We start from the raw sequence: 25,330 nt of genomic DNA, 5'->3' as shown, positions 1-25,330 counted from the left end.
AACTCAATTCAGAGTCGGACATGAGAAAGTAATGCTCCGCCGTCGCTAAGTGCTTGAGAAAACTTGAGAGAACAGAAGAGGTTCCAGCCATGAGTGGTCGTTCAGTTCGTCGCGGGTCGATGCTGGTTAGCGCGGCGGTCGCAGGTGTAGTGGCTTTGTCCGGTTGCTCCACTGATGAGGCTGCAGCACCGACCTCTGCTCCTCAGGTAGATGAAGAAACGACCACCATCACTACGACCACCACTGTCGAGGATGACAGTGAAAGTGCAGATACCCCCAATCCGGATGTCGATGATAATGACACCGATGGGGGTTCTTCTGCGCCACCCCAGGAAGAGGCTTTCGAAGAAGCGGTTGCCGACCTGAACTCAATGGAAGGTGGCAATGGCAGCGGTTGGACAGTCACGGACAATACGAACTGGGATACCACCAGCGAGTTGACCTTTGCCTCAGCAGTACAGAATGAAATTACCCACTCAACTACCTCTGGTGCAGTGCTGCTGTTTCATAAGGGCGAGTACGTGGGTACCGCCGGTGGTCCGCAGACAATCAACTCGGTCGAAGGCGATGGCAAAACTGTGACCGTCAATTTCTTCGATGTCAATAAAATGATTGAAGACGGCGGTGCCTTCGCCTTTAAAGACCAGTACAACGCTCCCGTTACGTACTCCTGGGATGGGGCAGAAGTTGCTCAAGAAGGTGAGATTCCAAAGGCAGAGGGAAATTAATCTCTAACCCGTGCTCTCTCCAGATGCGAGTGCTGGCAAGCCGTTTTAAAGTAGTGGCGCAACACACAGATTTCACGTAAATTTCTGTGTTCCGTAAAATTTCCGACGGTAGTTTGTCGACACTTTGTTGTCGGTACCTTGCCGTCGCTATGAAGTCGCTAACACTACGCCCAAAGAGGAAAATCACCGGCCATGTCTTCTCGCAACTCATCTGACTCCATGTTTGACGAACGGACCAAGCAGAGCGAGCAGCCTCAGAATTCACGCGTCCACGGCACGCGCCGCGCAATCGCGGCCATCGCTATGGGCGCGTTTGCTATTTCTCCTATTGCAGCCTGCAGCAATGATGCAGACAACGACGCGGCATCGTCGTCAAGCAGTGCAAGCGCGGTCAGCACTACGTCGAGCGAAGAGAAGACCTTTGAAAAGCAGCAGGTTGCTGAGCTGAATGCGGCCGCGAATGTGCGGCCGGCTGCGATGGCTAAGCTGCCGGAGGGTTTTGATCTGCAGTCGCACCGTGGTGGTCGCGGTGAGTGGACGGAGGAGTCCAAGCAGGCGATGATCAACTCGTTGGAGCTGGGCGTTACGACGTTGGAGCTGGACATCGTCCTGACGAAGGATGGCGTGCCTATGGTCTGGCACGATCCGGAGATCCAAGACGATAAGTGCTCGGACACCGAGCCAGTGACGGAGGGGGATCCGCAGTACCCGTACGTCGGCAAGCTCGTGCATGATCTCACCTATGAGCAGGTACAAACCCTGGTCTGTGACAAGAAGCTCGAGGACTTCCCGGATGCGGAGCCAATCAAGGGCAATAGGATGATGACCCTGCCGGAGCTGTTCGAGCTGACTAAGGACAACCAGGACATCCACTTCAACATTGAGACCAAGATTGAGGGCGAAAAGCGCGCTGACTCGGCAGAACCGCAGGAGTTCGTCGATGTGATTCTCGACGAGATTGACCGCGCGGGTGTGGCTAATCGTGTGATGATTCAGTCCTTCGATTGGCGCTCGCTGCCGCTGGTCGCGGAACGGAACCCGGAGATTCCGCTGGTCATGCTGTGGGACGAGACCACCTGGAAGAAGGATTCTCCTTGGATTGGCGATGTCAATTACGACGAGGTCGATGGCGACATCATCGAGGCCGCCAAGCAGCTCGGCGTGCAGGTGCTCTCACCGACGCACAGCATTCCTTACGGCAAGACACCGTCGGATTCTGACTACCACCCGGTCGCCACGCCGGAGCTGATTTCCCGCGCGCACGAGGCTGGCATGAAGGTGGTGCCGTGGACGGTGAATGAAAAGGAGACCATGCGCGAGCAGATTGCCGCTGGTGTCGATGGCATCATCACCGACTATCCGACGCGTCTGCGCGAGGTCTTGACCGAGCTGGCTATGCCGTTGCCGGAGCCCGCTCCGGTGGGTGATGCAGCGATGGCGACGAACTAGTAAATCCGGCTAGCACCAGCGAAAACTCGTCTGTATTCCTGTTTTGCCCGTGTTTAGCTCTGCGAGCCGAGCGTGTTTCGTGTCACACTTGACCTTATGACGCGTTTGAAAGTGCTTGCCGACGTTGACACGGGTATCGATGACAGTCTTGCTCTCGTCTATCTCGCGGGGTTGCATACCGCAGGCGAGATTGAGCTAGTGGGTGTGACCTGCGCAGGTGGTAACACCACTGCGGCATGGTCCGCTCGCAACACCAAGTACATGTTGAATCTCTGCGGTTGCCCGGAGGTCCCGGTTGTCAGCGGTTTCGAGGGGCCCGCTGACCGTGAGCTGACTACCACGCCTGAGACTCATGGTCCGTACGGGCTGGGCTACAACCTGGCGCCACCGGCCGTCATCTACGAGCCGGGGCGCGGAGGGGCGGCGGATCCGCTGGCGCTGTGGCGCCAGGTCATCGAGCGGGCGCGGTCGACGGGGGAGAAGGTGCACCTGCTGGTCACTGGCCCTATGACTACCTACGTGGCCGCTTTGAAGAAGTACCCAGAACTCATGCGGGAGCTCGACGGTGTGACCATTATGGGCGGTGCTGTGGAGTACCACGGTAACGTTACCGAGTTTGCGGAATGGAACTTCTGGGTCGACCCCACTGCGGTCACCGAGGTCTTCGGCACCGCGGGCGCTGTGGCAGTCGAGCGCCCGGAGGATGCCGTGCGCAGTATCGCCACCGCCGCAGGTGCGCCGGTGCCGACGTTGGTTCCACTCAATGTCACCGAGACCATCACTATCAGCGATGTTGAAATTGAGTCCTGGCGCGATGCCGGTATGAACCCGGAGCTGCTGCGTGTTCTGCGCCGTTCGCTGAAGTTCTACTTTGAGTTCCACCAGGGTGTGGGGGTCGGTTACAAGGCGCAGGTCCATGACCTCTTTGCTGCGATAGTGGCCGTCGGTGCGGTGACAGGGGAAGTGGAGAAGATGCGTCTCGTGGGCGTCGATAAGCGAACCTTTGCAGATGAGCCAGCTCGCCGAGGTCAAGTGGTGGCAGACCCTGCCGGTGCTGAGGCGAACGTTGTCTTGGCCGCTGACCGGAGTGCGGCGTTGGCTGAGTTTCAGCGGGTGTTCCCGCGCTAGGTTCCCGCCCGTGCCCGCCGCGGTGAATCCGCTCGCTGTCGTATGCTGGAGACAATCAATTTAACAGCTGCTGGTTGCGCAGCGTACGTGCCGTAGACGAAAGCGAGTTTATCTCGATGTTCACCCCTGAAGTCACCGGAACCCCGTACCAGCCGGAAGCAACGCGAGTTCTGCTGCTCGGCTCTGGCGAGCTCGGCAAGGAGGTGACCATTGCTTTCCAACGTCTTGGCGTTGAGGTGCACGCTGCCGATCGCTACGAGCATGCACCGGCACACCAGGTCGCTCACCACGCCTACGTCTTGAATATGTCGGATTCCAGTGCACTGCGGGATCTGATTCTCCAGGTCAAGCCCCACTTCATCGTCCCCGAGATCGAGGCCCTGGCAACCGAGGTGCTGGAAGAGGTTGAGGAAGACGAGACGCTGGACGTCACCGTTATTCCAACCGCACGGGCGACTCAGCTGACCATGAACCGAGAGGGTATTCGCCGTCTGGCTGCGGAAGAGGTTGGGCTGCCGACTTCCCGCTATCACTTCGCCTCCAGCTTTGATGAGTTCACCGCAGCTGTCGATGAGATTGGCTTCCCGTGTGTGGTCAAGCCGGTCATGAGTTCCTCGGGCAAGGGGCAGTCCACGCTGCGTTCGCCGGAGGATGTCCAGGCCGCGTGGGATTATGCCATGAGTGGCGGCCGCGTCGAGTCCGGTCGCGTCATCGTGGAGGGCTTCGTCGATTTCGACTACGAGATCACGCTGCTGACCGTGCGCTCCGTTGATCCGGAGACCGGCGAGGGGGCAACGTGGTTCTGTGAGCCCATTGGGCACCGTCAGCAGGACGGCGACTACGTTGAGTCATGGCAGCCGGCTGCCATGAGTGAAAATGCCCTGGACAATGCGCGCTCTGTCGCAGCACGCATCACCAACGCGCTGGGCGGTCGCGGTATCTTCGGCGTCGAGCTGTTTGTTCGCGGCGATGAGGTGTGGTTCTCCGAGGTCAGCCCGCGTCCGCACGACACCGGCATGGTCACCATGGGCACCCAGCGTTTCTCTGAGTTCGAGCTGCACGCGCGTGCAGTGTTGGGTCTGCCTATCGACGTCACGCTGGTGTCCCCGGGAGCCTCCGCTGTGGTCTACGGCGGTGCTGACATCGAGCAGCCGGGCTACACCGGGCTGACGGAGGCCATGGCTATTCCGGAGACTGATATTCGTATCTTTGGTAAGCCGGTCGCTGGCCCGCGTCGCCGCATGGGCGTTGCTGTTTCAACCGCGGATTCTGTCGATGCTGCTCGTGAGCGTGCATCGGAGGCGGCATCAAAGATTAAGGTCGTCGAACTGGGCTAGTTCGACGACCTAGTGTGCGCTGCGGTACGGCCATAACCGGCCCCGCAGCGCACTTTTTTGTTTGCCCGCTATGGTGCGTAAGCTACTTGATCTACTTGGACTTCTGTACCGGTGGCTCGGCCGACCAGGGGAAGACGATCCAGTCATCGGTGTGCTTCCAGACATAGTCCGGTGCAATCTCCGAGCGGGACTTGCCGTAGAGCACAGCGGAGCGTACTTCCGCACCGTGGGTCTTAAGCAGATCGAGCACCAGGTGCAGCGTGCGACCGGAGTCTGCGACATCGTCAACGACCAGCAGACGGCGGTCGGAAATCGACTCGATGTCCAGCAGCGGTTCCAACAAAACCGGATCCGGTAGGGTCTCCGCCACGTCGGTGTAGAACTCGACGTTAATGGCGTCAGAGAGCTTGACGCCCATGGTGTAGCTGAGTGCACCTGCAGGTAGAAGACCACCGCGGGCCACGGCGATAATGATCTCCGGCTCGTAGCCCGAATCGACAATCTGCTGTGCCAGTTCACGGGAGGCGACGCCGAAGCCTTCCCAGGTCAGAACTTCCTTGACGTCCAGGTTGGATGAGTCTGCATGATAAGCCATGTATTAACTCTAATCCGAAGACCGACTGACGTGCACAATCAACTGCCCGGTTAGACCCGATGCGCTAGCTGGCGACAGTCTCCACAACCGCTTCGTGTACAGCTTCGGCCACGTCATCGGCATCTGGCTGCTTTGCGACGACCGTGGAGGCCGCAACCATGTCGGCCCACTCGACCAGCTTCTTGCGCTCGCGGCCTTCGGCTTCGCCCGCTGCACGTTCGGCGGCGTCGAGTGCGTGCCAGCCCTCCCAGGTGGTGACCTGGAGGCCCTTGTTGGCCAGGAACTCGTCGACGTCGTTATGCGTGGGCTTTGCAGGTGCGACCAGACGGCCTGCCTCCCAGTCGGCGATGAGGTTGCCGACAGTTTCGTTGGCGTCGCCCTTGGTGTTACCGATTAGGCCGACCGGGCCACGGCGAATCCAGCCGGTGGTGTACAGACCCTGGATGTGGTTGCCGTCGACGTCGTCAAGCACGCGTCCGCCGGCATCTGGGATGGTGTGGGTGCCGGTGTCGAACGGTACGCCGGTGACTGCGTCGGAGCGGTAGCCGACTGCACGGTAGACCGCACCGACCGGCCATTCGGTGAACGTGCCAGTGCCACGGACGCCACCCTCGCCGTCGAGTTCAGTGCGTTCGGTGCGGATAGCGCTGACGTGCTGTACTCCATCCTCGCCGGTCTCGCCGATGATTTCGACCGGGGACTCGAAGAAGTGGATGAAGAGCTTGTGCGGGGCGCCCTTTGGCTCGCGGATGGCGTAGTTTTCCAGAATCGTACAGACCTGATCGGTGATCTTGGACTCACGACGAGACGTTTCGGAGGCGGCATCGTACTGGATGTCCTCCGGATTCACGACAACCTCAATGGTGTCGGAGTGGTCCAATTCCTTCAGCTCCAGTGGAGTGAACTTTGCCTGGGCCGGGCCGCGGCGGCCGAAGACGTGAATTTCGCGGGCGGCATTCTTTGCCAGGCCAGCGTAGACGTTGTCGGCGATTTCGGTGACGTGCAGCTCATCGGCAGTCTTGGCGAGAATGCGGGCGACGTCGAGGCCCACGTTGCCGACACCGACCACGGCCACGGACTCAGCGGAGAGTTCCCAATCGCGGGCGAACTCCGGGTGGGAGTCGTAGAAACCTACGAACTCACCCGCGCCGTAGTGCTCCGGAAGGTCGGCGCCCGGGATATTCAGATCGCGGTCGCCGGTCGCGCCAGTGGCGAAGATGATGGCGTCGTAGAACTGGCGCAGTTCATCGACGCTGACCTGCTTACCGACGTCCACGTTGCCCAGAAGTCGGACCTGCGGCTTGTCCAGCACTCGGTGGAGGGACTTAATGATGCCCTTGATTCGCGGGTGGTCTGGCGCAACGCCGTAGCGGATGAGACCGAACGGCACTGGAAGGCGCTCGTAGAGGTCGATGGCGACGTCGCGGCCGGACTTCATCAGCGCGTCGGAGGCGTAGATACCGGCCGGGCCCGAGCCGACCACGGCTACACGCAGTGGGGTGGTGGAGTTGGCGAGATCGGGCAGTGAGGAAGCGGCCGCGTTCTGGGCTGCAGTCTGGTCGTTGGTCATTGGGTGGAGTCCTTTTTCTACGTTTTCTTTGTCGCGATTGCTTATCGTAGACCAATCGGTCTATGCTTGCTGAAACAGAATATAGACAAACTGGTCTACAAAAAGCAAACACAAAACACCGCAAGAATCACTGCTTTGGCTTGAGAGGGTTTTGCTGCGTATTGCTTCTGCTGAACGAGGTCTAAAAGAGCTTGTCGTGCGGACGTCGTGGCAACGGCAGGCTCTGGTTGGGTAAGCGGGGAAGGGCTTGTCATGGAAAATCTCATAGTCTTCGTGCTAATCGGCCTTGGCGCGCAATTAGTCGATGGCACTCTGGGTATGGCATTCGGTGTCACTGCCACTTCACTTTTTATTGTTGCTGGTAGTAGTGCTGCCACTGCGTCGGCAGTAGTTCACGTAGCGGAGGTGGGCACGACGCTAGCCTCTGGTATTTCGCACTGGCGATTCGGCAATGTCGACTGGCGGCGCGCACTGAGCCTTGGTGTGCCGGGCGCTATCGGTGCCTTTGTTGGTGCGACCTTTTTGTCCAATCTGGATGGTGATGCCGCGACGCCTGTGACCTCGACAATCTTGCTTTTTCTCGGCCTGTGGGTGATTGTTCGCTTCGCCTTCCTGGCTAATGTTAAGCGCAAGAAAAAGACCTGGGGAGCGAAGAAGCTCGCTCCGCTGGGGCTCTTTGGTGGTCTGCTCGATTCCACTGGTGGCGGCGGTTGGGGGCCTGTTACGACCTCTACGTTGCTCGGTGCTGAAGCTGATCAGCCGCGGAAGATTATCGGCACTGTCTCTGCGGCGGAATTTCTTGTCGCTTCAGCTGCTGTGCTGGGCTTTTTGCCCAAGCTGCGGGAGGAATTCACTCAGCATGCCGCACCGGTAATTGGTTTGCTGTGCGGCGGTGTAGTTGCCGCGCCTTTGGCTGCGTACCTGGTGGGGCGCATTAATCCGCGCCTGCTTGGAATTGTGATCGGCGGCGTGTTGGTGGGGCTGAATATTCGAACACTGTTTGCACCGTTGGCTTCTGGCGGCGTGTTGGCAACAGTGCTGCTTGTCTGGGCTTTTGGCGTTGTCACACTGGTGCTGTGGGCGCGGTCACATGACACTCTTCCGCGTCTGCGTCAGCGGGTCCAACTTGAGTCGACTTCTCAGTCTTCCTCGGCTGATGTGTCTAGTTCGGGATCTCCATCACCGGCTTCGGTTGATGTCGGGGCTGGGGATGCTTCTGGAGGCGTCAAAGTGGGCGCAGAAAACGGTGTCCACATGGGCGAAGCGGGGGTTCGCTAAGTATCCGAGCATGCCCCGGCTTGCACTAGCCAGACTGGTCGGTCTAATGTTGCCTGCAATACTGCATAGACCGTCCGGTCTATAAAAATTAGCAACTAATTCGTTCAGGGCTGATCCAAACAACTCTGATTCGGTCAACGAGAACAAAAACGAAAGTGATTCGGTAGATTCCCCATGAGCTCTCCTACGAAAACCGCCGAGCGTCCGGCTTCCGCAGCGGCTACCCGACGTAAGAAGCGTGCACCGAAGCCACAGGGACAGTGGCTTATCGACGGCCGCGAGCCACTTAACGACGACGAGCGCATCAAGAAAGAAGATGCTGGCTTTGCCGTTAAGCAGCGTGTTATCGACATCTACTCCAAGCAGGGGTTTGACTCTATCCCTGCGGAAGACCTAGCTCCGCGCTTTAAGTGGATTGGCCTCTACACCCAGCGCAAGCAGGGGCTTAGCGGTGAGCACACCGGTGTGAAGACTAACGCCGAGTTGCAGGACAAGTACTTTATGCTCCGCGTTCGTCTCGATGGTGGCCAGACCACCACCGAGGGTATTCGCACCATCGGCGAGATTTCCCGCGACTTTGCTCGTGACACCGCGGACTTCTCCGACCGTCAGAACGTCCAGCTGCACTGGATCCGCGTCGAGGACATGCCGGAGATTTGGGACCGCCTTGAGCAGGTTGGTCTCGACACCAACTTTGGCTGCGGCGACGTTCCCCGCGTTATCCTAGGCAGTCCGGTTGCCGGCGTTGCTGCCGATGAAATCGTCGACGGCACCAATGCTATTCGCCGCATCAAGGAGGAGTACCTCTCCGGCGACGAGTTCTCCAACCTACCGCGCAAGTTTAAGTCCGCAGTTTCCGGTTCCCCGCGTCTCGATGTCACCCACGAGGTCCAGGACGTCGCCTTTGTCGGTGTCAATCACCCAGAGCACGGCCCCGGTTTCGACGTTTGGGTCGGTGGCGGTCTCTCCACCAACCCAATGCTCGCGCAGCGTCTCGGCGCCTGGATCCCAGAGGACGAGGTTCCCGAGGTATGGGCGGGCGTGTGCCGCATCTTCCGTGACTACGGCTACCGTCGCCTGCGCAATCGCGCGCGTCTGAAGTTCCTCGTTGCCGAGTGGGGTGCGGAGAAGTTCCGCCAGGTACTCGAAGACGACTACCTCAACCGCAAGCTTATCGACGGCCCCGCGCCCGAGCCTTTCGAGGGCGACCGTGACCACATCGGCGTGCATAAGCAGGCCGACGGTCTCAACTACGTCGGTGTGAAGCCCGCTGTTGGCCGTGTTCCGGGCTCTGACCTGGTCAAGCTCGCAGACATCGCCGAGCGCCACGGTGTTTCTCGCGTCCGTACCACTGTCATGAAGGAGCTCATTCTCCTCGACGTCGCCGACGACCAGGTCGACTCCCTGCTCGCTGAGCTCGACGAAATTGGCCTGTCTGCCAAGCCTTCCGCATTCCGGCGGGGCATCCTGGCCTGCACCGGCCTGGAGTTCTGCAAACTCGCACTTGTCACCACGCGCCAGCGCGCAATCGATCTGGTGGGCGACTTGGAGGAACGTCTCGGCGACCTCGATGTCCCAATCACCATTGCGCTCAACGGCTGCCCGAATGCCTGTGCCCGCACACAGATTGCCGATATTGGACTCAAGGGTCAGATTGTCACCGACGATGAGGGCAACCGTGTCGAGGGTTTCCAGGTTCACCTCGGTGGTTCGCTGGGGCTCGATGCCAACTTCGGCCGCAAGGTTCGCGGACACAAGGTCACCTCGGCAGAACTGGGTGACTACATCGAGCGCGTCGTCAATCATTTCAAGGAGCAGCGCCACGAGGGTGAACAGTTCCGCGAGTGGATTGTCCGCGCTGATGAGGAGGACCTGAAGTGAGTGAATCTCCCAACGAGGTTCGGTCGCAGGGGCCGTCGGCAAGCGAAAAAGACGAGGTGCCAGCGCGACTGGGGATCGGTGGCCGAAGCGCACACCCCAATCCGAACCGGGGTGCGGTGATGCATTGCCCTTACTGCGGCGGTGATGATCTGTGGCCCGATGTGGAAACCGATTACGCCTGGCAATGCCGCGAATGCTGCCGGGTATTCACAGTGAAACTGCATGGTCATATTGATAGGAAGGTGGCGTCATGAGCACGGGACTGAAAACCGCTGAAGTCATTAAGACTCAGGAGGCACTCGCGCGTGAGGATGTGCTGGACAACCCGGAAACTGCTCGCCGTCTGATTGAGCTTGCACTGGAGTGGGGCTCCAAGCTGGAGACTGCCACTGCCGGGGATGTACTGGAATGGGGTGCGGAGCACCTGCACACGCCACTGGCTGTGACCCTGTCGATGCAGGACACGGTATTGGCGGAGCTGGCTGCTCGGCACGCGCCGGAAGCCGACCTGGTTTTCCTGGATACGGGTTACCACTTCCCGGAGACCCTCGACGTGGCAGAACAGGTCGCACAGCGCTACGACAACCGACTGCTGTCGATTGAGCCGAAGCGTACCCGCGCCGAGCAGGATGCCGAAGAGGGCGTAGATCTGTACAAGACCGACCCGACGCGATGCTGCGCACTGCGGAAGGTCGAGCCGCTGTCAGCTGTGAAGCGCCCCTACGAGGGCTGGGTCACAGGTCTGAAGCGCGTCGACGCGCCGACCCGCGCACACACGCCGGTACTGGAAATCGATAAGACCGGTCGCATCAAGCTCAACCCGCTGGCCACCTGGACGGATGAGGACGTTGCCCAGTACATCGAGGACAACGACCTCATTGTGCATCCGCTGACACAACAGGGGTTCCCGTCGATTGGCTGCGCGACATGCACCGCGCGAGTGGCAGAGGGGGCGGATCCGCGCTCGGGCCGCTGGGCGGGCAGCGAGAAGACAGAGTGCGGATTGCACCTCTAGTTTGAGTGGCTGGCGGCTAGACGATACCGACAGCCACTAGTCACTAGCCAATTGCCGCTCATGGCTAGCTGCGACCTGCAGCTTATACAGACAGTTTTTTTAAAACAGCCGAAAAGCTAACACAGCTAACACAGCCACAATAGAAAGAACCCCATGACAAGCTCAACCACCGTTTCCGTACAAAACCGCCTCGACCCGCGGCTTGCTGAACTGGAAGCCGAGGCCATCGACATTATCCGCCAAACCGCCGGCCAGTTTGACCGTCCGGCACTGCTTTTCTCCGGCGGAAAGGACTCCGTCGTCGTGCTCGAGCTGGCCAAGCGCGCCTTCGCACCGGCGGGTATCCCGCTAGAGCTGCTCCACGTCGACACCGGCCACAACTTCCCCGAAGTTATTGAATTCCGCGACAAGATTGCCGCTCAGCCGGGCATTAAGCTGCACGTAGCCAAGGTCCAAGACTGGATTGACAGCGGTGTGCTCACCGAGCGTGCTGACGGCACCCGCAACCCCTTGCAGACCGTGCCACTGGTGGAGACCATTGCCAACCGTGGTTACGATGCCGTCCTCGGTGGCGCCCGCCGCGATGAGGAGAAGGCCCGCGCCAAGGAGCGCGTGTTCTCCGTCCGCGACTCCTTCGGCGGTTGGGATCCACGCCGTCAGCGGCCGGAGCTGTGGGGGCTCTACAACGGTCGCCACGCCGCTGGAGAGAACGTTCGCGTTTTCCCAATCTCGAACTGGACCGAGGCCGACGTCTGGGCCTACATCGAAGCCCGTGACATCGAGCTGCCACCCATCTACTTTGCCCATGAGCGTGAGGTGTTCAACCGCGGCGGCATGTGGTTGGCACCGGGCGAGTGGGGTGGACCCCGCGACGGTGAGACCCTAGAGGTTCGCACTGTCCGCTACCGCACTGTCGGTGACATGAGCTGTACCGGCGCTGTCGAATCGACTGCCACCACTATTGCGGAGGTCATGGAGGAACTTCGCACATCCAAGCTCACCGAGCGTGGCGCTACCCGCGCAGATGACAAGTTGTCCGAATCCTCCATGGAAGACCGCAAGAAGGAAGGTTACTTCTGATGAGCCAGCCAAATTCCCCAACTACCCTGATTACCGCCGACCGCGCCACTCGCGCTCGTCGCACTCTTCGCCTGTGCACCGCTGGCTCCGTCGACGACGGTAAGTCGACCTTTGTCGGGCGCTTGCTGCACGACACGAAGAACATCCTCGCTGACCAGTACGAGGCCGTCGTCGCCTCCTCGCAGGCGCGCGGTCAGGAAAATCCTGACCTCTCGTTGCTGGTTGATGGTCTGCGGGCCGAGCGTGAGCAGGGCATCACGATCGACGTTGCCTACCGCTACTTCGCCACCGACGTCCGCTCGTTCATCTTGGCCGACTGCCCTGGTCACGAGCAGTACACCCGAAACACCATCACTGGTATGTCCACCGCTGAGGCCGTCGTTTTGCTTATCGACGCACGCAACGGCGTCGTGACGCAGACCAAGCGACACGCAACGGTGGCCGGTCTGCTGGGTGTTCGCCACGTAATCTTTGCCGTCAACAAGATCGACCTGCTGGACTACAGCGAAGAAGCCTTCCGCAAGATTGAGTCGGATGTAGCAGTGCTGGCAGAGCGCTTGGGTCTGCAGAACACCTTCGTTGTTCCAGTGTCGGCTTTGGTCGGCGACAACATTGTCGATCCTTCTGAGCACACCCCGTGGTACGAGGGCCCGACTGTGTTGGAACTGCTGGAAAACCTCAACATCGGTGCCGACCTGGAAACCGATGCCGAGGCCGACCTACGCCTGCCCATCGACTACGTCATTCGTGATCACGCCACTGAATACCGCGGTTACGCTGGCCGTATCGCCGCAGGCAGTGTGCGTGTGGGTGACACTGTCTCCGTAGACGCCAACCGTCAGGCTACGGTCACGAAGATCACCGTGGCAGCCGAGGATGTCACTGAGGCCGTGGCCGGTCAGTCGGTTGCCATCAGCTTGGATGCCGAGTTCGACCTCGCCCGTGGCGATCTCATCAGTGGCACCCGTCCGGAGGACGTCCGCCGCTTCTCCGCCGTGGCTGTCCACCTTGCGGACAAGCCGCTGGCAGTCGGCCGTGTCGTTGAGGTGCGCTACGGTGCCGCGCTGGTGCGTGGGCGTATCGCTTCCGTCGATGCCCTTATCGACATCGAGACCGGCGAGCCCACCGGCGTTGCCGACCAGCTCGCGGTCAATGATGTCGCTGAGGTGACCATCGAGGTCGCGCAGCCGCTCCCGGTCGATGCCTACCGCGTCGGTGGTCGTGTCGGTGCCTTCCTGCTTATTGAGCCGGGCACCGGTGACAGCCTCACCGCTGGCCTCGTGCGTGGCGCAGCTCAGTAGAGCTGCCAGATAGAGAAACCAGAAAGCACAGCTAGCGAGCCTGAGGAGACCATCGATGACCGCACTGATTCTGCTTGCGCACGGTTCCCGGCACCCAGAGACCAAACCGGTGCTCGAAGAGGTGGTCGCACTCGTGCGCGAGAAGATGCCGCTCACCCGTCTGGATGCGCCCTCTCAGATTCGCCTCGCCTGGCTGGACCTCGACGAGCCTTCGCTGGACGCCGTCTGTGCCGACCTCGCCGCCGCCGGCGAGACTCGCGCACTGGCCGTACCGCTGCTGTTCACTGATGCGTTCCACTCGCGAGTCGACGTGCCCGAGCAGGTTCGACTCTGCGATCGGCATGGTGTTGACATCACAGTGGCTGAAGGACTCGGGCTTGGCGACGGCACGAAGCGCGCCGTCGTGAAGCGAATCATTGAAGCGGCGGAGAATGCGTCTTTTTCCTGGCCGGTCGATGCGCTGGTGATGGGGGTCGGCTCCTCTGATGAGGAGGCCAATGCGGCGGTGCACCAATTTGCGGCAAATCTTGGCGGGATGCTGCCGGGACATGTGAGTGCAGCATTCGTGGTCGGTCCTGAGAAGATCAAGGGATCCGATGCCGTGGCCGTGGCACAGGAGCGCGCGGCCAAGCGCGGTCGCGGACTCGTAGTGGTGCCGCTGTTTACCGCGCCGGGGCTGCTGTGGGATCGAGTCCTCGATGCGGGCGCTGCCGCCGGTGCTGGCCAGGTGGCTTTTGGTGAGCCATTGGCCGAGCTGTTGGCGCCGATTGTGTGCTGCCGCTGGGACTCGCGCGCTGCGTACACGGATGTGCAGGTAGTGGCGTAGCCGGCGCTTTCTATCCGCCCTCGTTACTCGCCGTTACTCGCCCTTGGAGTGGGTGACCATCTCATCCCATTCGACATACTTCTTGCGTTCGCGGCCCTCGGCCTCGCCGGCGGTGCGTTCGGCAGCATCGAGCTTGTGCCAGCCCTCCCAGTCCAGGTAGTCGATGCCCTTTGACGCCAGCAGCTCGTTGACAGCGGACAACTCCGGCTTCGACGGGGTGAATTTCTTGCCCTCTGCGGCATCGGCCAGCAGATTGGCCACAGCCTCGTTGGCATCGCCCTTGGTATTACCAATCAAGCCGACCGGCCCGCGGCGAACCCAACCGGTGGTGTAGAGGCCAGTGATGGCCTCGGCTGCTTCATCCTCGGTGTTGTCGGATTCGATGACTCGACCACCGACGTTGGAAATGACATTCTTTACGTTGTCGAACGGGATACCCGGCAGTGCATCAGAGCGGTAGCCCACGGCGGAGTAAACAGCGCCGACCTTCCAGTCGGTAGTCTCGCCGGTCGGCCGCAGTCCGCCAGCACCGTCGTATTCCATGCGCTGAGTGCGCAAGCCGACCACATGCTGCTGGCCGTCGGCACCCTCCTCGCTGAGGATTTCCACTGGCGACTCGAAGAAGTGAATGTAGAGCTTGTGAGGTGCGTTCTTCGGTTCACGGATGGCGTAGTTCTCCAAGATGGTGCAGACCTGGTCAGTAATCTTGGAGTTGCGACGCATAATCTCGGATGCGGAGTCGTAGTCAATGTCGCGCGGATCGACAACGACCTCGACGTTTGGTGAGTAGTCGAGTTCCTTGAGCTCCAGCGGAGTGAACTTTGCCTGTGCCGGGCCACGTCGACCGAAGACGTGGACTTCCTTGGCCTTATTGGTCTTCAGAACCTCGTAGACATTGTCCGGAATCTCCGTGACGTGCAGTTCCTCGCCGGTCTTCGCCAGGATTCGGGAGACGTCCAGCGCGACGTTACCGACACCGACGACGGCCACGGACTCCGCCGAGAGGTCCCAGGTGCGCTCAAAGAGCGGATTGCCGTCGTAGAAGCCCACGAATTCACCAGCACCAAAGTGCTCCGGCAGATCCGCACCCGGCGTTGGCAGCGCGCGGTCGCCGACGGCACCGGTGGCGAAGATGACGGCGTCGTAATGCTCCTTTAATTCGTCGAGCGTGATGTCCTTGCCGAACTCAACGTTGGAAAACAGGCGCAGCTCCGGCTTTTCCATCACACGGTGTAAGGCCATAATGATGCCCTTGATACGTGGGTGGTCAGGGGCGACGCCGTAGCGGATTAGACCGAATGGAGCCGGCATCTTTTCAAACAGATCGACTTCCACGTCAGTACTGGATTTCATCAGTGCATCGGAAGCATAAACACCGGCCGGGCCAGAGCCAATTACGGCAACGCGGAGCGGGCGATTCATGAAGCGTGTCCTTCTTTCTCTAATGCTTTACGACGGCCACGAGACCGCGGCGTAAGTAGCTGCCAGCGGTGACCTCGTGGGGAAAGGAGTTATTGGTGAGCTATCGGTTTATTCGACATTCCCAATGGTAGCGCCCCCAATCGTAGCGATAACTTACGAAAAATCGAGAGGCGAGCATCACATCATCGGTGAGATGCTTTTGAAGGCGTACAAAACTAAATGTGACCTTAGTCACGTCCAATGTGGGAATTTGGGATAGTTCACTAGAAAAACCGCATAAAAGGCGCGATTGTGCGGGAAAATTGTTGGAATCTGTGGGGAAAAGTGTGGCTACCAGGGGTAACCAAAGAGGTTTGAGTCCGTCGTGAGATGTAAGGTGACTCACAATAAGATGAAAATAATGATTTGGGACTCAGCAGGATTAGACCCAGCGGGATTGGAAGCTCAGCATGATCTTGAGCCTCCGGCAGTCCAATGGCTCGAGCCAAGTCAACGTTCAAATAAGTCAACGATTAAGCGCAGTGCGAGAAAGGAACGTCGGTGAGCGATAAGAACGCCCAAGCGTCCACCAACAACTCCGCAGTCCTGATTACTTCAGTGGACCGCGCAGACGATCTACAGGATGTCATTACGGCATTGTCTGAGGCACTGGGTGGGGCACGTTGCCTCCACACTGTCGGTGGGGCTCACGGCGCCACTGTGGATCAGGTTGTTGTGGATCCGGAATCCGCGCTTGACACCATCGTCAGTGCTGTTGAGGACGACCGCGCTGCTAACGAGGGGGCGGCTGTTCTGACCGGCTCCGGCAACCTCGATTTTGACTTCCGCATCGCCACCGTCGCCGGTGCCGGTGTCATCGTTGTCGCTGGTGGTGAGGGCTGCCACACAGAGGCCGCAAAGGCTCGCGTTCGTTTGGCGCTCAGCAGTGCAGCTCAGCGTCACAGCGAGGTACTCGCTGTTGTTCTCACAGGGGAGGAAGCAGTCGAGGCTGCTAAGACTCTCGATCTCGACGTTCCCGTTGTTGCCGTTGACGATGCTGAGGGGCTTCGCAAGGTCGTAAGCCGCGAGGTCACCGCAGTGATGACTCCACAGCGTTTCCAGTGGTGGCTGTTGCAGCGCGCCAAGACTGATAAGCGCCACATTGTGCTGCCAGAGGGGGATGATGACCGCATTCTTGAGGCCGCTGATTACCTCCTGCGCGAGGACATCTGTGAGCTCACTATCCTCGGTGACCCGGATGCTATGAAGGCGCGCGCCGCCGAACTTGGTTTTGACATCGACGCCGCCCATCTCTGGAACCCACAGACCTCCGAATATGTTGAGCAGTTCGCGGAACAGTTCGCAGAGATGCGCAAGGCCAAGGGGGTCACGCTGGAGCAGGCCCGTGAGACGATGCAGGACATCTCCTACTTTGCGACGATGATGATTCACAACGGGCTTGTCGACGGCATGGTGTCCGGTGCAGCCCACACAACTGCGCACACCATTCGTCCGTCCTTGCAAATCATTAAGACCAAGCCGTCGGCTTCCACGGTGTCGTCGCTGTTCCTCATGGTTATGGACAACTCGCTGTGGGGTTTTGCGGACTGTGCGGTGCTGCCGAAGCCGGCTCCGGAACAGCTGGGTGAAATCGCGGTAGTATCCGCCGAGACTGCAGCTTCCTTCGGTATCGACGCCCGCGTCGCCATGCTGAGCTACTCCACTGGAGCATCCGGCACAGGTGAGGATGTTGACCGTGTGAAGGCGGGTTTGGCCAAGGCCAAGGAGCTGGCCCCGGACCTCGCTGTCGATGGTCCGCTGCAGTTCGATGCCGCTATTGACCCGTCTGTGGCTGCGAAGAAGATGCCGGATTCCTCCGTTGCGGGTAAGGCAACTGTTTTCGTGTTCCCGGATCTGGACGCCGGTAACATCGGTTACAAGATTGCCCAGCGCTGTGGTGGTGCATTGGCAATCGGCCCGATTCTGCAGGGCTTGAACAAGCCGGTCAACGACCTCTCTCGTGGCGCCACGGTGCCGGACATCATCAACACGGTTGCAATTACCGCTATTCAGGCTGGAGGAAACTAATTATTATGTCCCGTCACGTACTTGTTTTGAACTCCGGTTCCTCCTCTATCAAGTTTCAGCTGGTAGATCCAGAGAAGGACTCAACGCAGCCGCCGTATGTCTCCGGTCTGGTGGAGCGCATTGGTGAAGAAGACGGCATTATTAATCTGAAGTTCTCCGGACAGAAGATTGAAATCACTGAGCCTATCGCTGACCATGCCAGTGGCCTTGACCGCGCGTTCGAGCTGATGGATGAGCACGGTGTTGGTCCGGAGTCGGTGGATATTGCCGCCGTCGGTCACCGCGTCGTTCACGGTGGTCGCCTGTTCTCTGGACCGGAGCTGATTACCGACGAGATCGTCGGCATGATCCGCGACCTTATTCCGCTGGCGCCGCTGCACAACCCGGCCAATATCGTAGGCATCGAAGAGTCTCGCAAGCTGCTTCCCGACGTGCCGCACGTCGCCGTCTTCGACACTGGTTTCTTCCACACCATGCCGCCAGCTGCTGCTCTGTACCCGCTAAATGCAGAGGTCGCATCGAAGTTTGATATCCGTCGTTACGGCTTCCACGGCACCTCGCATGAGTTTGTTTCCAAGCAGGTGCCGGACCTTCTGAATAAGCCGGCAGAGGAAATCAACCAGATTACGCTGCACCTGGGTAACGGTGCGTCGTGTGCGGCTATCCGAGGTGGCCAGGCGGTGGATACCTCGATGGGGCTGACTCCGCTGGCTGGTCTGATGATGGGCACTCGTACCGGTGACATTGACCCGGGCGTCATCTTCCACCTCTACCGCAACGGCATGAGCATCGATGAGATCGACAATTTGTGCAACCGCCAGTCTGGTTTGAAGGGTGTCTCTGGTGTCAATGACTTCCGAGTCCTGCAGGAGCGCATGGATGACCACGACCCGGATGCTTGGGCTGCATACCAGATGTATGTTCACCAGCTGCGCCGCTACATCGGCTCGTACATGCTGATTCTCGGTCGTCTCGATGCCATCACCTTCACCGCCGGTGTCGGTGAGAACCACGTCGGTATCCGCCGTGATTCGATGGCTGAGCTTGAGAACTTCGGTATCAAAATTGATGACGAGCTCAACTCCCAGCCGAATGACGGCCCACGTCTGATTTCGGCGGATGACTCGAAGGTCAAGGTCTTCGTGGTACCGACCAATGAGGAACTGGCCATTGCCCGCTACGCAATGAGCTTCGTGGACTAGTTCTTTGGACCGGAACCCTGACGAGTAGGCAGGGTTCCGGTAACCCGTAATCGACGGCTGCCGTGTACCTCACCTGTTGAATCCGCGACTGTAACTCAACAAAAAATGAGCTCGCCTCCACTGCCTTCCAAACTGGAAGAATCTAGTGGGGCGAGCTCATTTTTCACCGCCAGGGAAACTGCGCCTATGCCTCAATAGGCTCAGTCACCTGTTCATTATTTCAACGCATCAGCGCGGGTAACTACCAGATGTAGACGCCGTCGCCGACCTGCAGAGTGTTGAAGTACATCACGGCATCATCGTGATTCAGATGAATGCAGCCGTGGGACATCTGATTGACCGAACCCTCGTGGAAAGCCTCACCGTCGTTGGTGAAGTACACAGAGAACGGCATCGGGCCGTTGTAAGGAACCGACCACTCATCGCGGACCTTGCGGGTAACGCTCAAGTGGCCACGGGTGGTTTCGTAACCTGGCATACCGGAGGACATTGGCACCGGGCCGTAGGTGATGTTGCCGTTTTCCTGCAGCCAGGTCTTCTGGTTAGCCAGGTCAACGCATGCGCGGGCGCTCGGCGGGCACGGGTTGTTTGGCTCGGGGCGTGGTTCAGGGCGTGGCTTCTGCTCTGGCTGTGGAGCGGGGGCAGGCGCCGGCTCAGGCTGCGCCGGCTTGTCTTGGCCCTCCAGCAAACCGAAAATCTCGTTGACGACGCGGGTGGCTTCGGCCTTCTGCGCAGCTGGCAGCGGCAGGCTGTCGATGGCGTTCAGCAGCTGAGTTTTGACCTTGTCCGCCATCTGCTTGTTATTTTCAGCGAACTTGAAGTTTTCATCGATTAGGGCGACGACCGAATCCGGCAGCTTCACCGAAGAGGAATCCAGAACCTCAGAGAGCTCAGGAGCAAGGTCGCCCGGGTTCAGAGTCGAGATCTCCGGCAGCTTGAGGTCCCGAACACTCTGGCTGAGCGACTGCAGGTCCGGGGAAACCGGCAGGGCAACGGCAGTGCCGGCCCCAATACCAAAGGCGGTGGTGAGAGCTGCAGCGCTGATAATGACACGCTTAGCGCTGCGGAGAGAGGATTTCGAAGAGGCAAACATAGAGGATATCTTAAACCACGAACGGCAATTCTCTCTTTATTCACCAATTCTGGGGTGGCGCTCACGCCCACAACCGCATGTTTGACCAGGTTCAGTAAAGAGCTGGTACAGAGCTAACGCCAAGTTCGTGGCCGAATGAGATTTGCGATATCCACCAAGTTGTAGCGGTGTCGCGGAAACTGTGAAGAGCGCGCCAGCATCCGTAAGTCTTTTTCCAGTCCTTCACGCAGGCCAGCCACGGTAAAGGGCGCATCGAAAAGACCATTGGAGCTAGCTGCATGGTCGAGGTTCGAGCTGCGCAACCAGTTCAGCGCGGACGCCATCACGGCGATGCGCAGCTGCGGCATGCGCGGTTCATTTGTTGGTAGCTCCACCAGGCGACGCGCAGCACGGCGAATTCTCGATTCGGTCAACTCGGAGGGCATCCCGGAGGTGAGCATCAGAATCGTCGTCAAACGTGCCATGCGATGGTGGCGGGAGTTACCGGGAACGCGGTCAAGCTGGGAGATAGCCATTTCGTGTTGGCGCTCAGAGGCCAGCTGACGAGCTAGCCCGAAGGCGGAGGATACCGTCGTCGGGTTGGCCGCCCACACGACGGCGTAGAGACGCAGGGTGTTGAAACGAATCGTCTGAGGCGACAGGGACTCGCTGGCCCAGGCGGGGGAGAAGATTTCGGGCGTATCGGCAGCGACATTATCCAGCGCGCTGCTCAAGTTCGCGGCGGCGCGGGCGACAGAGGGCTCGAGGAGAGATGCGTTGGCGATGCCCAAGCGCTGTTGAATCAACTCGAGAGTCGCTGCCAGCGCCAACTTCGGGGCGGGCTCGCCGGGAAGCATTGTCAGCACGTGGTGGAACGAGGTGAGGGCATCGTTGAATTGGTCGAGAAGCAAATAAGTCACGCCCTCGTACCAGTGGTAACGCCAATCGCGCTGCAAGCGTTCAGAGACATCGCAGAGGCTGTCGCGGGCCTCATCAATTAATCCGAGGTCCAGTTTCGCACGCACGATGCCCAGCGGAATTTCCACCGAAGAACCATACTCGGGTTCGGACAGCGCGTTGGTCAGTGTTTCGATTAGTTCGTTGGGTTCCGTAAACGACGAGGCACTCAGGATGCGCGCACCCGGATCTGTCGGGTTAATCAGTGGCACAGGCAGCGCGAAGGTCACTTCTTGCGGAGTGATTTCCACGCCGCGGGTGATGCCGTCGACAAGCTGGTCGGTGCGGAACACCAGGTGCTTGGTGCCGTACGTGGAACGCTGCGGCGAGAAATTCGACACCGCCTGTGGGAATTGCACGCCGTCGCGCACCGCCAGAATCTCGCGCAATACGCCGATGAGCTGCACACTCATTTCTTCGGCAGAACCGAAGCGAGCCTCCGGATCTTCGTGGCAAGCGCGCAGTAGAAAGCGGTAGAGCGAGTAAAAACGGCGGAACAGAGGCTCTTCGACAGGTGAGGGCAGTCCCGGATCGTAGACGCCGTTGGTCGCCGGCAACTTCAGAATCAGCGAGGCCAGCGTGCGGCCGACAGTGTAGATATCACTGGCAATCGTCGGTCCCGTCGTAGCAATCTCCGGCGCCTGGAATCCGGGCGTGCCGTAGATATGGCCGTAGGCGCCGATGCCGGTGACCGCGCCAACGTCGATAAGCGTGACGTGGTCTTCGCTGAGCAGCACGTTGTCCGGCTTCAAATCGTTATAGACAACGCCACGCGAGTGCAGGTAATCCAGCGCGGGTAGTAGCTCCAGGATGTAGCCAATCGCCAGGTCACAGGGCATGACGCCGTCAGGGTAGCTCCGTCGCTGTTTGCGTAACGACGGGCCGCCGACGTACTCCATCACAATGAAGCCGGTGGCGCTGTTGGCGTCCGTCTCATCGATGAAGTTGATGATCTTCACAATTCCCGGATGCGAGATTTCCGCGAGGAACTCGCGTTCTGCCTGGACTACGGCGAAATCCTTCTCGTTTTTCGCTGCCATCATGCCCTTGAGCACGACCCAGCGATCCGAGACATTGTGGTCAATCGCCAGATAAATCCAGCCGAGACCGCCGTGGGCAATCGGGCCCACAATTTCGTACTGATCCGCCACGATATCGCCGGCTTTCAGGCTCGGCGCCGGCTTATTCGTCGCGCGAATCTTCTCATCACTCATTACTGCATCGCGCGGATCCTGCGTTGTGATGTACGGCAGGTGCACCATGCCGTCGGCGACGGTGCGTCCACGGTGCGCAGTCGATCGCTTCCGGCGAAAGTCCTCCAACGCTTTCCGGTGCGAGGCCATCGACGGATCTGGTGCCTGGGTGCCGGGTTGGGTCGTCACGCTTGACGACGAGCCTCCGCGCCCCAACAATTCGGCGATATCGAACTCTTCGTCATCGTCATCATCGTCCGCAAAAGGGTCGAAGGCGACAGCGGCAGTGCCGGGCGCTTGTTCGTCGTCTTCATCGGCGAATGGGTCGAAGGCGACGGCCTGAGTGGCAGCTGCCTCTGCCTCTGCGTGAGCATCCTCCTGGGGCGCTGGCGTGTACTGCGGATGCTGGGCTTGCTGGGCTTGCTCGGAGTACTGGTTTTCGTCGCTCATCGGTTATCCACCTCGCCTTCTGGAGCAGCTTCCGGTGTGGGGGAGATTCCAAGTATGTCTTCGTCGTCGCCGTACTGTGGCGATGGCTGTGTACCACTTGGCAGGAAGGGGCCGAACCAGGTGTCGTAGAGGGACTGCCAGGTGCCATCGGTTGCCATACGTTCCAGGGTCGCGTTGATTTGGCGAACTAGGCCTGGGTTCCCCTTGGATACACCGGCCGCGTAGCTTTCCTCGTTCAAGCCCCGCTGGACAATGGCGGTGGCCGGATCTTGGTCGTTGATACCAGCGAGGATGGTGTCATCGGCAACGACAATCTCTGCCTGGCTGTTTTGAAGTGAAATGAGGCAATCCGACCAGTTGCCGACCAACAGCAGCGTATTGTTCGGCGAGAGCCGTCGAATCAAATCCTCGGTAGTAGATCCTCGGGAGACACAGATGCGACCGTCCTCGACGTCCTCGGGGGAAGCATCGCCACCCGGCGAAGAGACGAGAACTCCAGCTCGTGCTGTCAAATATGGTGCGGAGAACAGCACCTTTTCGCGCCGGGCATCGGTGACCGTCATAGTGCGCAAAACGACATCGACGGTGCCGTCTTCGAGTGCGGCGGTGCGTTCGTTGCTGTCGACGAACCGAAACTCGACAGCATCGGGATTGTCAAAGATGTCCCGGGCAATCTCCTGTGCCAGGGATACCTCAAACCCCGAAAGCTCTCCGGTGCTGAAGTCGCGGAAGCTGAGCAGGTTCAATGATTGGTCAACACCAACGATGATGCGACCGCGCTGGTAAATCTCCGGGATTCGCTCTTCCGGCGTTTGGTCATCGGGAGCGAGTGTGGACAGATCTGGCGTGTTGGCTTCTGTCGCAGGCTTCCTCGAGGAGGCTTTGTCGTAGAACGCGCCCGGTGGCAGGGGAAAGTCACCGGTGGCCTCCAGGATTGTGCGCGAGTAGGGATCGTCGGCAAGCGAATCGGTCGCGCAGGCACTGACGGTGAGGCCCGCGACGGTGAGTGCACCAAGGATGGCTCTGCGCCGCCAGCCGGCGAGACCGCGGAGCGATGGGGAGAACGGAACGATCATAGGTACTCCAGAAGCCGGTGTCGGAAGCCGAAAACAACCAGAACTGCCGCGATGACGGTCAGTGTAACCGTGGCGAGGGACAGTGCCGCGATAGCGCGACGGGATCGGTCGAGGTTCTCACGGGCGGTCAAGCGAGATTCGGCGATGGAATTCTGTAAGGACTCATCGACCTGGTTGAACGCAGCCGCCGACGAGCTGGCATTATCCACATCGGTCGCGATGCGAACCGCACCGGCGTAGTCGCCTGAACTCAAGTGCTCCATCATCAGGTTGTGACCGGACTCCCAGCTGTAGATACCGTGGATGGCGGCTCTGACATCGTCGTCCGGCGCATTGGCGTCCACTCTTTCCAGCTCGCCGACCAGGGTGCGCACCGACTGCGAGAAGGACTCCGCATCCGCGGGCTGACGGCGCACTAAGCCGAGGGTTTCGCTGGCGCGTAGCTGCTGGGCATCAATGCGCACTTCGGTTAGGGCATGAACATCCGGGCGCTGCTCTCCGAAGAGAGAGTTGGACTGCCACGGCTGAGTGGTGGCAATTCCCACACCGACAAGCGCGATGGCCATCAGCATGGTTGCGCCAAACAGGCCGACGTTGAATAGTCGACCGGTGCGGCGAGTCAGCCACCACTGCGTGATTAGCAGCATCAAAATTGCCGCTGCCAGACCTGACATCGGAAAAAGAGGCGGCTTCGATAGTTGGCGCTGCTCATCATTAGTGGTGGTACTGGTGCGTTCGTAGAGCGATTTTGCAGCTGGCAGAATCTGGACCTGCATCAAGTTTGAGGCAGAGGCGAGGTACGCGACACTGACGGGATTGCCCTGGCGCGCATTCGCGCGAGCTGTCTCGACCATGCCGGTGTAGACCGGCAACAGCCGCTGTACAGTCGCGATATTCTTCATCTCTGGGGCATCGACGTTTTCAATGCCCGTAGCTGCGCGGGTAGCGGACATGGATGCTTGTGCGATGACATCGTCGAAGTTGCTGACCAAGTCCTGGCTGCTGTTGAGTGTGCCGCGGGAAAAGGCGGTGTTGGCCGACGCATCGGCAATCGTCAGCGAGGCATAGAGATTCTGCGAGGCATTGGCCATCGGCTCGCTCAGCTGCGAAATTCGGGTGAGCTGCTGCTGGCGTTGCGAGGTTGTTTGCCACATGGATAGGCCGGCGGCCAGAATAGCGACGATGAGGATGAGGGCGACTGTGGTCAATCGGCCCGGTGACGTCATCAAAAATGACGCTGACCGGCGCACATACGTGGCCGACGGGCCGAGCTTGTCGTAGAGACGCTCACCGAGAAAACGTGTCAATCTCCGGTTGCGCGGGCCAATTTCCAGGGCATCCACGCGCAGGTCGGTATCACGCGGAGAGTCTGTTAGGACTGTTGGGGTTGTGGCCGTTGCTGGGGCATTAGCCGAGGACTCTGTAGTTTCCAGAGCAGTTGATGGTGCCGCACTCTCGGTAGCCGGGGTGGTGTCGGGAGTATCTTTCGATTCCTTTGCCGCCTGAGCCGCAGTGTGTGTGTCTAAGCTTTCGCCACCAGGAGTGGTGCGACCGCTGAAACGAGTTCGGCGTGGAGCACGATTCTTGCGGTGGAATGGGTTTCGGTTTTTGTCGTGGGCACGGGAATGAGGCGCACTTGAAGTGGTTTCACCCATGTGCACGTGTCCTTCCGACGTGACCGAAGTCGCCCGCGACGATCTCTC

The 25,330-nt window shown here is 59.7% G+C and carries 19 protein-coding genes; 12 read left to right on the top strand and 7 right to left on the bottom strand.

Features of this window, described 5'->3' with window-relative positions:
- Positions 1-89 precede the first annotated feature (89 nt).
- The 4 genes from HMPREF2847_RS02480 (at position 90) to purT (ending at position 4,642) form a co-directional block, all read left to right on the top strand.
- Entirely contained in the window at positions 90-728 is a 639-nt protein-coding gene (locus HMPREF2847_RS02480) for an LppP/LprE family lipoprotein (protein ID WP_070851411.1), read from the top strand.
- A gap of 192 nt (positions 729-920) precedes the next feature.
- Positions 921-2,177: a glycerophosphodiester phosphodiesterase family protein gene (locus HMPREF2847_RS02475; protein ID WP_070851410.1), complete on the top strand. Its 1,257-nt coding sequence runs from the start codon at positions 921-923 to the stop codon at positions 2,175-2,177.
- A 96-nt stretch (positions 2,178-2,273) separates the two neighbouring features.
- Positions 2,274-3,305 (top strand): nucleoside hydrolase, encoded by a 1,032-nt coding sequence (locus HMPREF2847_RS02470; protein ID WP_070851409.1) that lies wholly within the window; start codon positions 2,274-2,276, stop codon positions 3,303-3,305.
- 116 nt (positions 3,306-3,421) lie between these two features.
- On the top strand, positions 3,422-4,642 hold the full coding sequence (purT, locus tag HMPREF2847_RS02465) for a formate-dependent phosphoribosylglycinamide formyltransferase (protein WP_049169873.1): 1,221 nt from the start codon (positions 3,422-3,424) through the stop codon (positions 4,640-4,642).
- A 91-nt stretch (positions 4,643-4,733) separates the two neighbouring features.
- On the opposite strand, the gene HMPREF2847_RS02460 is transcribed toward purT, so the two are convergent.
- Complete coding sequence (locus tag HMPREF2847_RS02460) at positions 4,734-5,237, bottom strand: phosphoribosyltransferase (protein ID WP_016421536.1); 504 nt, start codon at positions 5,235-5,237, stop codon at positions 4,734-4,736.
- A gap of 64 nt (positions 5,238-5,301) precedes the next feature.
- Positions 5,302-6,807, bottom strand: a complete 1,506-nt coding sequence (locus HMPREF2847_RS02455) for an FAD-dependent oxidoreductase (protein ID WP_016421535.1) — start codon at positions 6,805-6,807, stop codon at positions 5,302-5,304.
- 252 nt (positions 6,808-7,059) lie between these two features.
- On the opposite strand from HMPREF2847_RS02455, the gene HMPREF2847_RS02450 reads away from it, so the two are divergent.
- The 6 genes from HMPREF2847_RS02450 (at position 7,060) to HMPREF2847_RS02425 (ending at position 14,188) form a co-directional block, all read left to right on the top strand.
- Positions 7,060-8,085 (top strand): sulfite exporter TauE/SafE family protein, encoded by a 1,026-nt coding sequence (locus tag HMPREF2847_RS02450; protein WP_070851408.1) that lies wholly within the window; start codon positions 7,060-7,062, stop codon positions 8,083-8,085.
- 174 nt (positions 8,086-8,259) lie between these two features.
- Entirely contained in the window at positions 8,260-9,966 is a 1,707-nt protein-coding gene (locus tag HMPREF2847_RS02445; RefSeq protein WP_070851407.1) for a nitrite/sulfite reductase, read from the top strand.
- Positions 9,967-10,216: 250 nt separating this feature from the next.
- Positions 10,217-10,981: a phosphoadenylyl-sulfate reductase gene (locus HMPREF2847_RS02440; protein ID WP_070851406.1), complete on the top strand. Its 765-nt coding sequence runs from the start codon at positions 10,217-10,219 to the stop codon at positions 10,979-10,981.
- A 153-nt stretch (positions 10,982-11,134) separates the two neighbouring features.
- Positions 11,135-12,061 carry a sulfate adenylyltransferase subunit CysD gene (cysD, locus tag HMPREF2847_RS02435; protein ID WP_038626730.1) on the top strand — a complete coding sequence of 309 codons (927 nt, stop codon included), beginning with the start codon at positions 11,135-11,137 and terminating at the stop codon, positions 12,059-12,061.
- Positions 12,061-13,362, top strand: a complete 1,302-nt coding sequence (locus HMPREF2847_RS02430; protein WP_070851405.1) for a sulfate adenylyltransferase subunit 1 — start codon at positions 12,061-12,063, stop codon at positions 13,360-13,362. The genes cysD and HMPREF2847_RS02430 overlap by 1 nt, the downstream gene beginning before the upstream one ends.
- A gap of 55 nt (positions 13,363-13,417) precedes the next feature.
- Positions 13,418-14,188 carry a sirohydrochlorin chelatase gene (locus HMPREF2847_RS02425; RefSeq protein ID WP_070851404.1) on the top strand — a complete coding sequence of 257 codons (771 nt, stop codon included), beginning with the start codon at positions 13,418-13,420 and terminating at the stop codon, positions 14,186-14,188.
- A 33-nt stretch (positions 14,189-14,221) separates the two neighbouring features.
- Here HMPREF2847_RS02425 and HMPREF2847_RS02420 read toward each other — a convergent pair whose 3' ends face one another.
- Positions 14,222-15,610 carry an FAD-dependent oxidoreductase gene (locus HMPREF2847_RS02420; RefSeq protein ID WP_070851403.1) on the bottom strand — a complete coding sequence of 463 codons (1,389 nt, stop codon included), beginning with the start codon at positions 15,608-15,610 and terminating at the stop codon, positions 14,222-14,224.
- 741 nt (positions 15,611-16,351) lie between these two features.
- On the opposite strand from HMPREF2847_RS02420, the gene pta reads away from it, so the two are divergent.
- On the top strand, positions 16,352-17,677 hold the full coding sequence (gene pta, locus HMPREF2847_RS02415; protein WP_224783755.1) for a phosphate acetyltransferase: 1,326 nt from the start codon (positions 16,352-16,354) through the stop codon (positions 17,675-17,677).
- Between the two features lie 5 nt (positions 17,678-17,682).
- Entirely contained in the window at positions 17,683-18,879 is a 1,197-nt protein-coding gene (locus HMPREF2847_RS02410; RefSeq protein WP_049193781.1) for an acetate kinase, read from the top strand.
- Positions 18,880-19,120: 241 nt separating this feature from the next.
- Here the strand turns inward: HMPREF2847_RS02410 and HMPREF2847_RS02405 are convergent, their stop codons facing one another.
- The 4 genes from HMPREF2847_RS02405 to HMPREF2847_RS02390 all read right to left on the bottom strand — a co-directional run bounded on the left by HMPREF2847_RS02405 (position 19,121) and on the right by HMPREF2847_RS02390 (position 25,282).
- The gene (locus HMPREF2847_RS02405; protein WP_070546054.1) at positions 19,121-19,972 is read right to left on the bottom strand and encodes a L,D-transpeptidase; all 852 of its coding nucleotides are present in this window, start codon (positions 19,970-19,972) and stop codon (positions 19,121-19,123) included.
- 113 nt (positions 19,973-20,085) lie between these two features.
- Complete coding sequence (locus HMPREF2847_RS02400) at positions 20,086-22,551, bottom strand: serine/threonine protein kinase (protein ID WP_070851402.1); 2,466 nt, start codon at positions 22,549-22,551, stop codon at positions 20,086-20,088.
- Positions 22,548-23,627, bottom strand: a complete 1,080-nt coding sequence (locus HMPREF2847_RS02395) for a glutamate ABC transporter substrate-binding protein (RefSeq protein WP_070851401.1) — start codon at positions 23,625-23,627, stop codon at positions 22,548-22,550. The genes HMPREF2847_RS02400 and HMPREF2847_RS02395 overlap by 4 nt, the downstream gene beginning before the upstream one ends.
- Complete coding sequence (locus tag HMPREF2847_RS02390; RefSeq protein ID WP_070851400.1) at positions 23,624-25,282, bottom strand: hypothetical protein; 1,659 nt, start codon at positions 25,280-25,282, stop codon at positions 23,624-23,626. Before HMPREF2847_RS02390 ends, HMPREF2847_RS02395 begins: the two co-directional genes overlap by 4 nt.
- Positions 25,283-25,330: the final 48 nt, after the last annotated feature.

Origin of the sequence: Corynebacterium sp. HMSC074C03, from assembly GCF_001838285.1 — a bacterium.
GTDB classification, from domain to species: Bacteria; Actinomycetota; Actinomycetes; order Mycobacteriales; family Mycobacteriaceae; genus Corynebacterium; species Corynebacterium amycolatum.
Note: the sequence above shows the minus strand (reverse complement) of the source record. Positions and strands in the feature narration are given on the sequence as shown.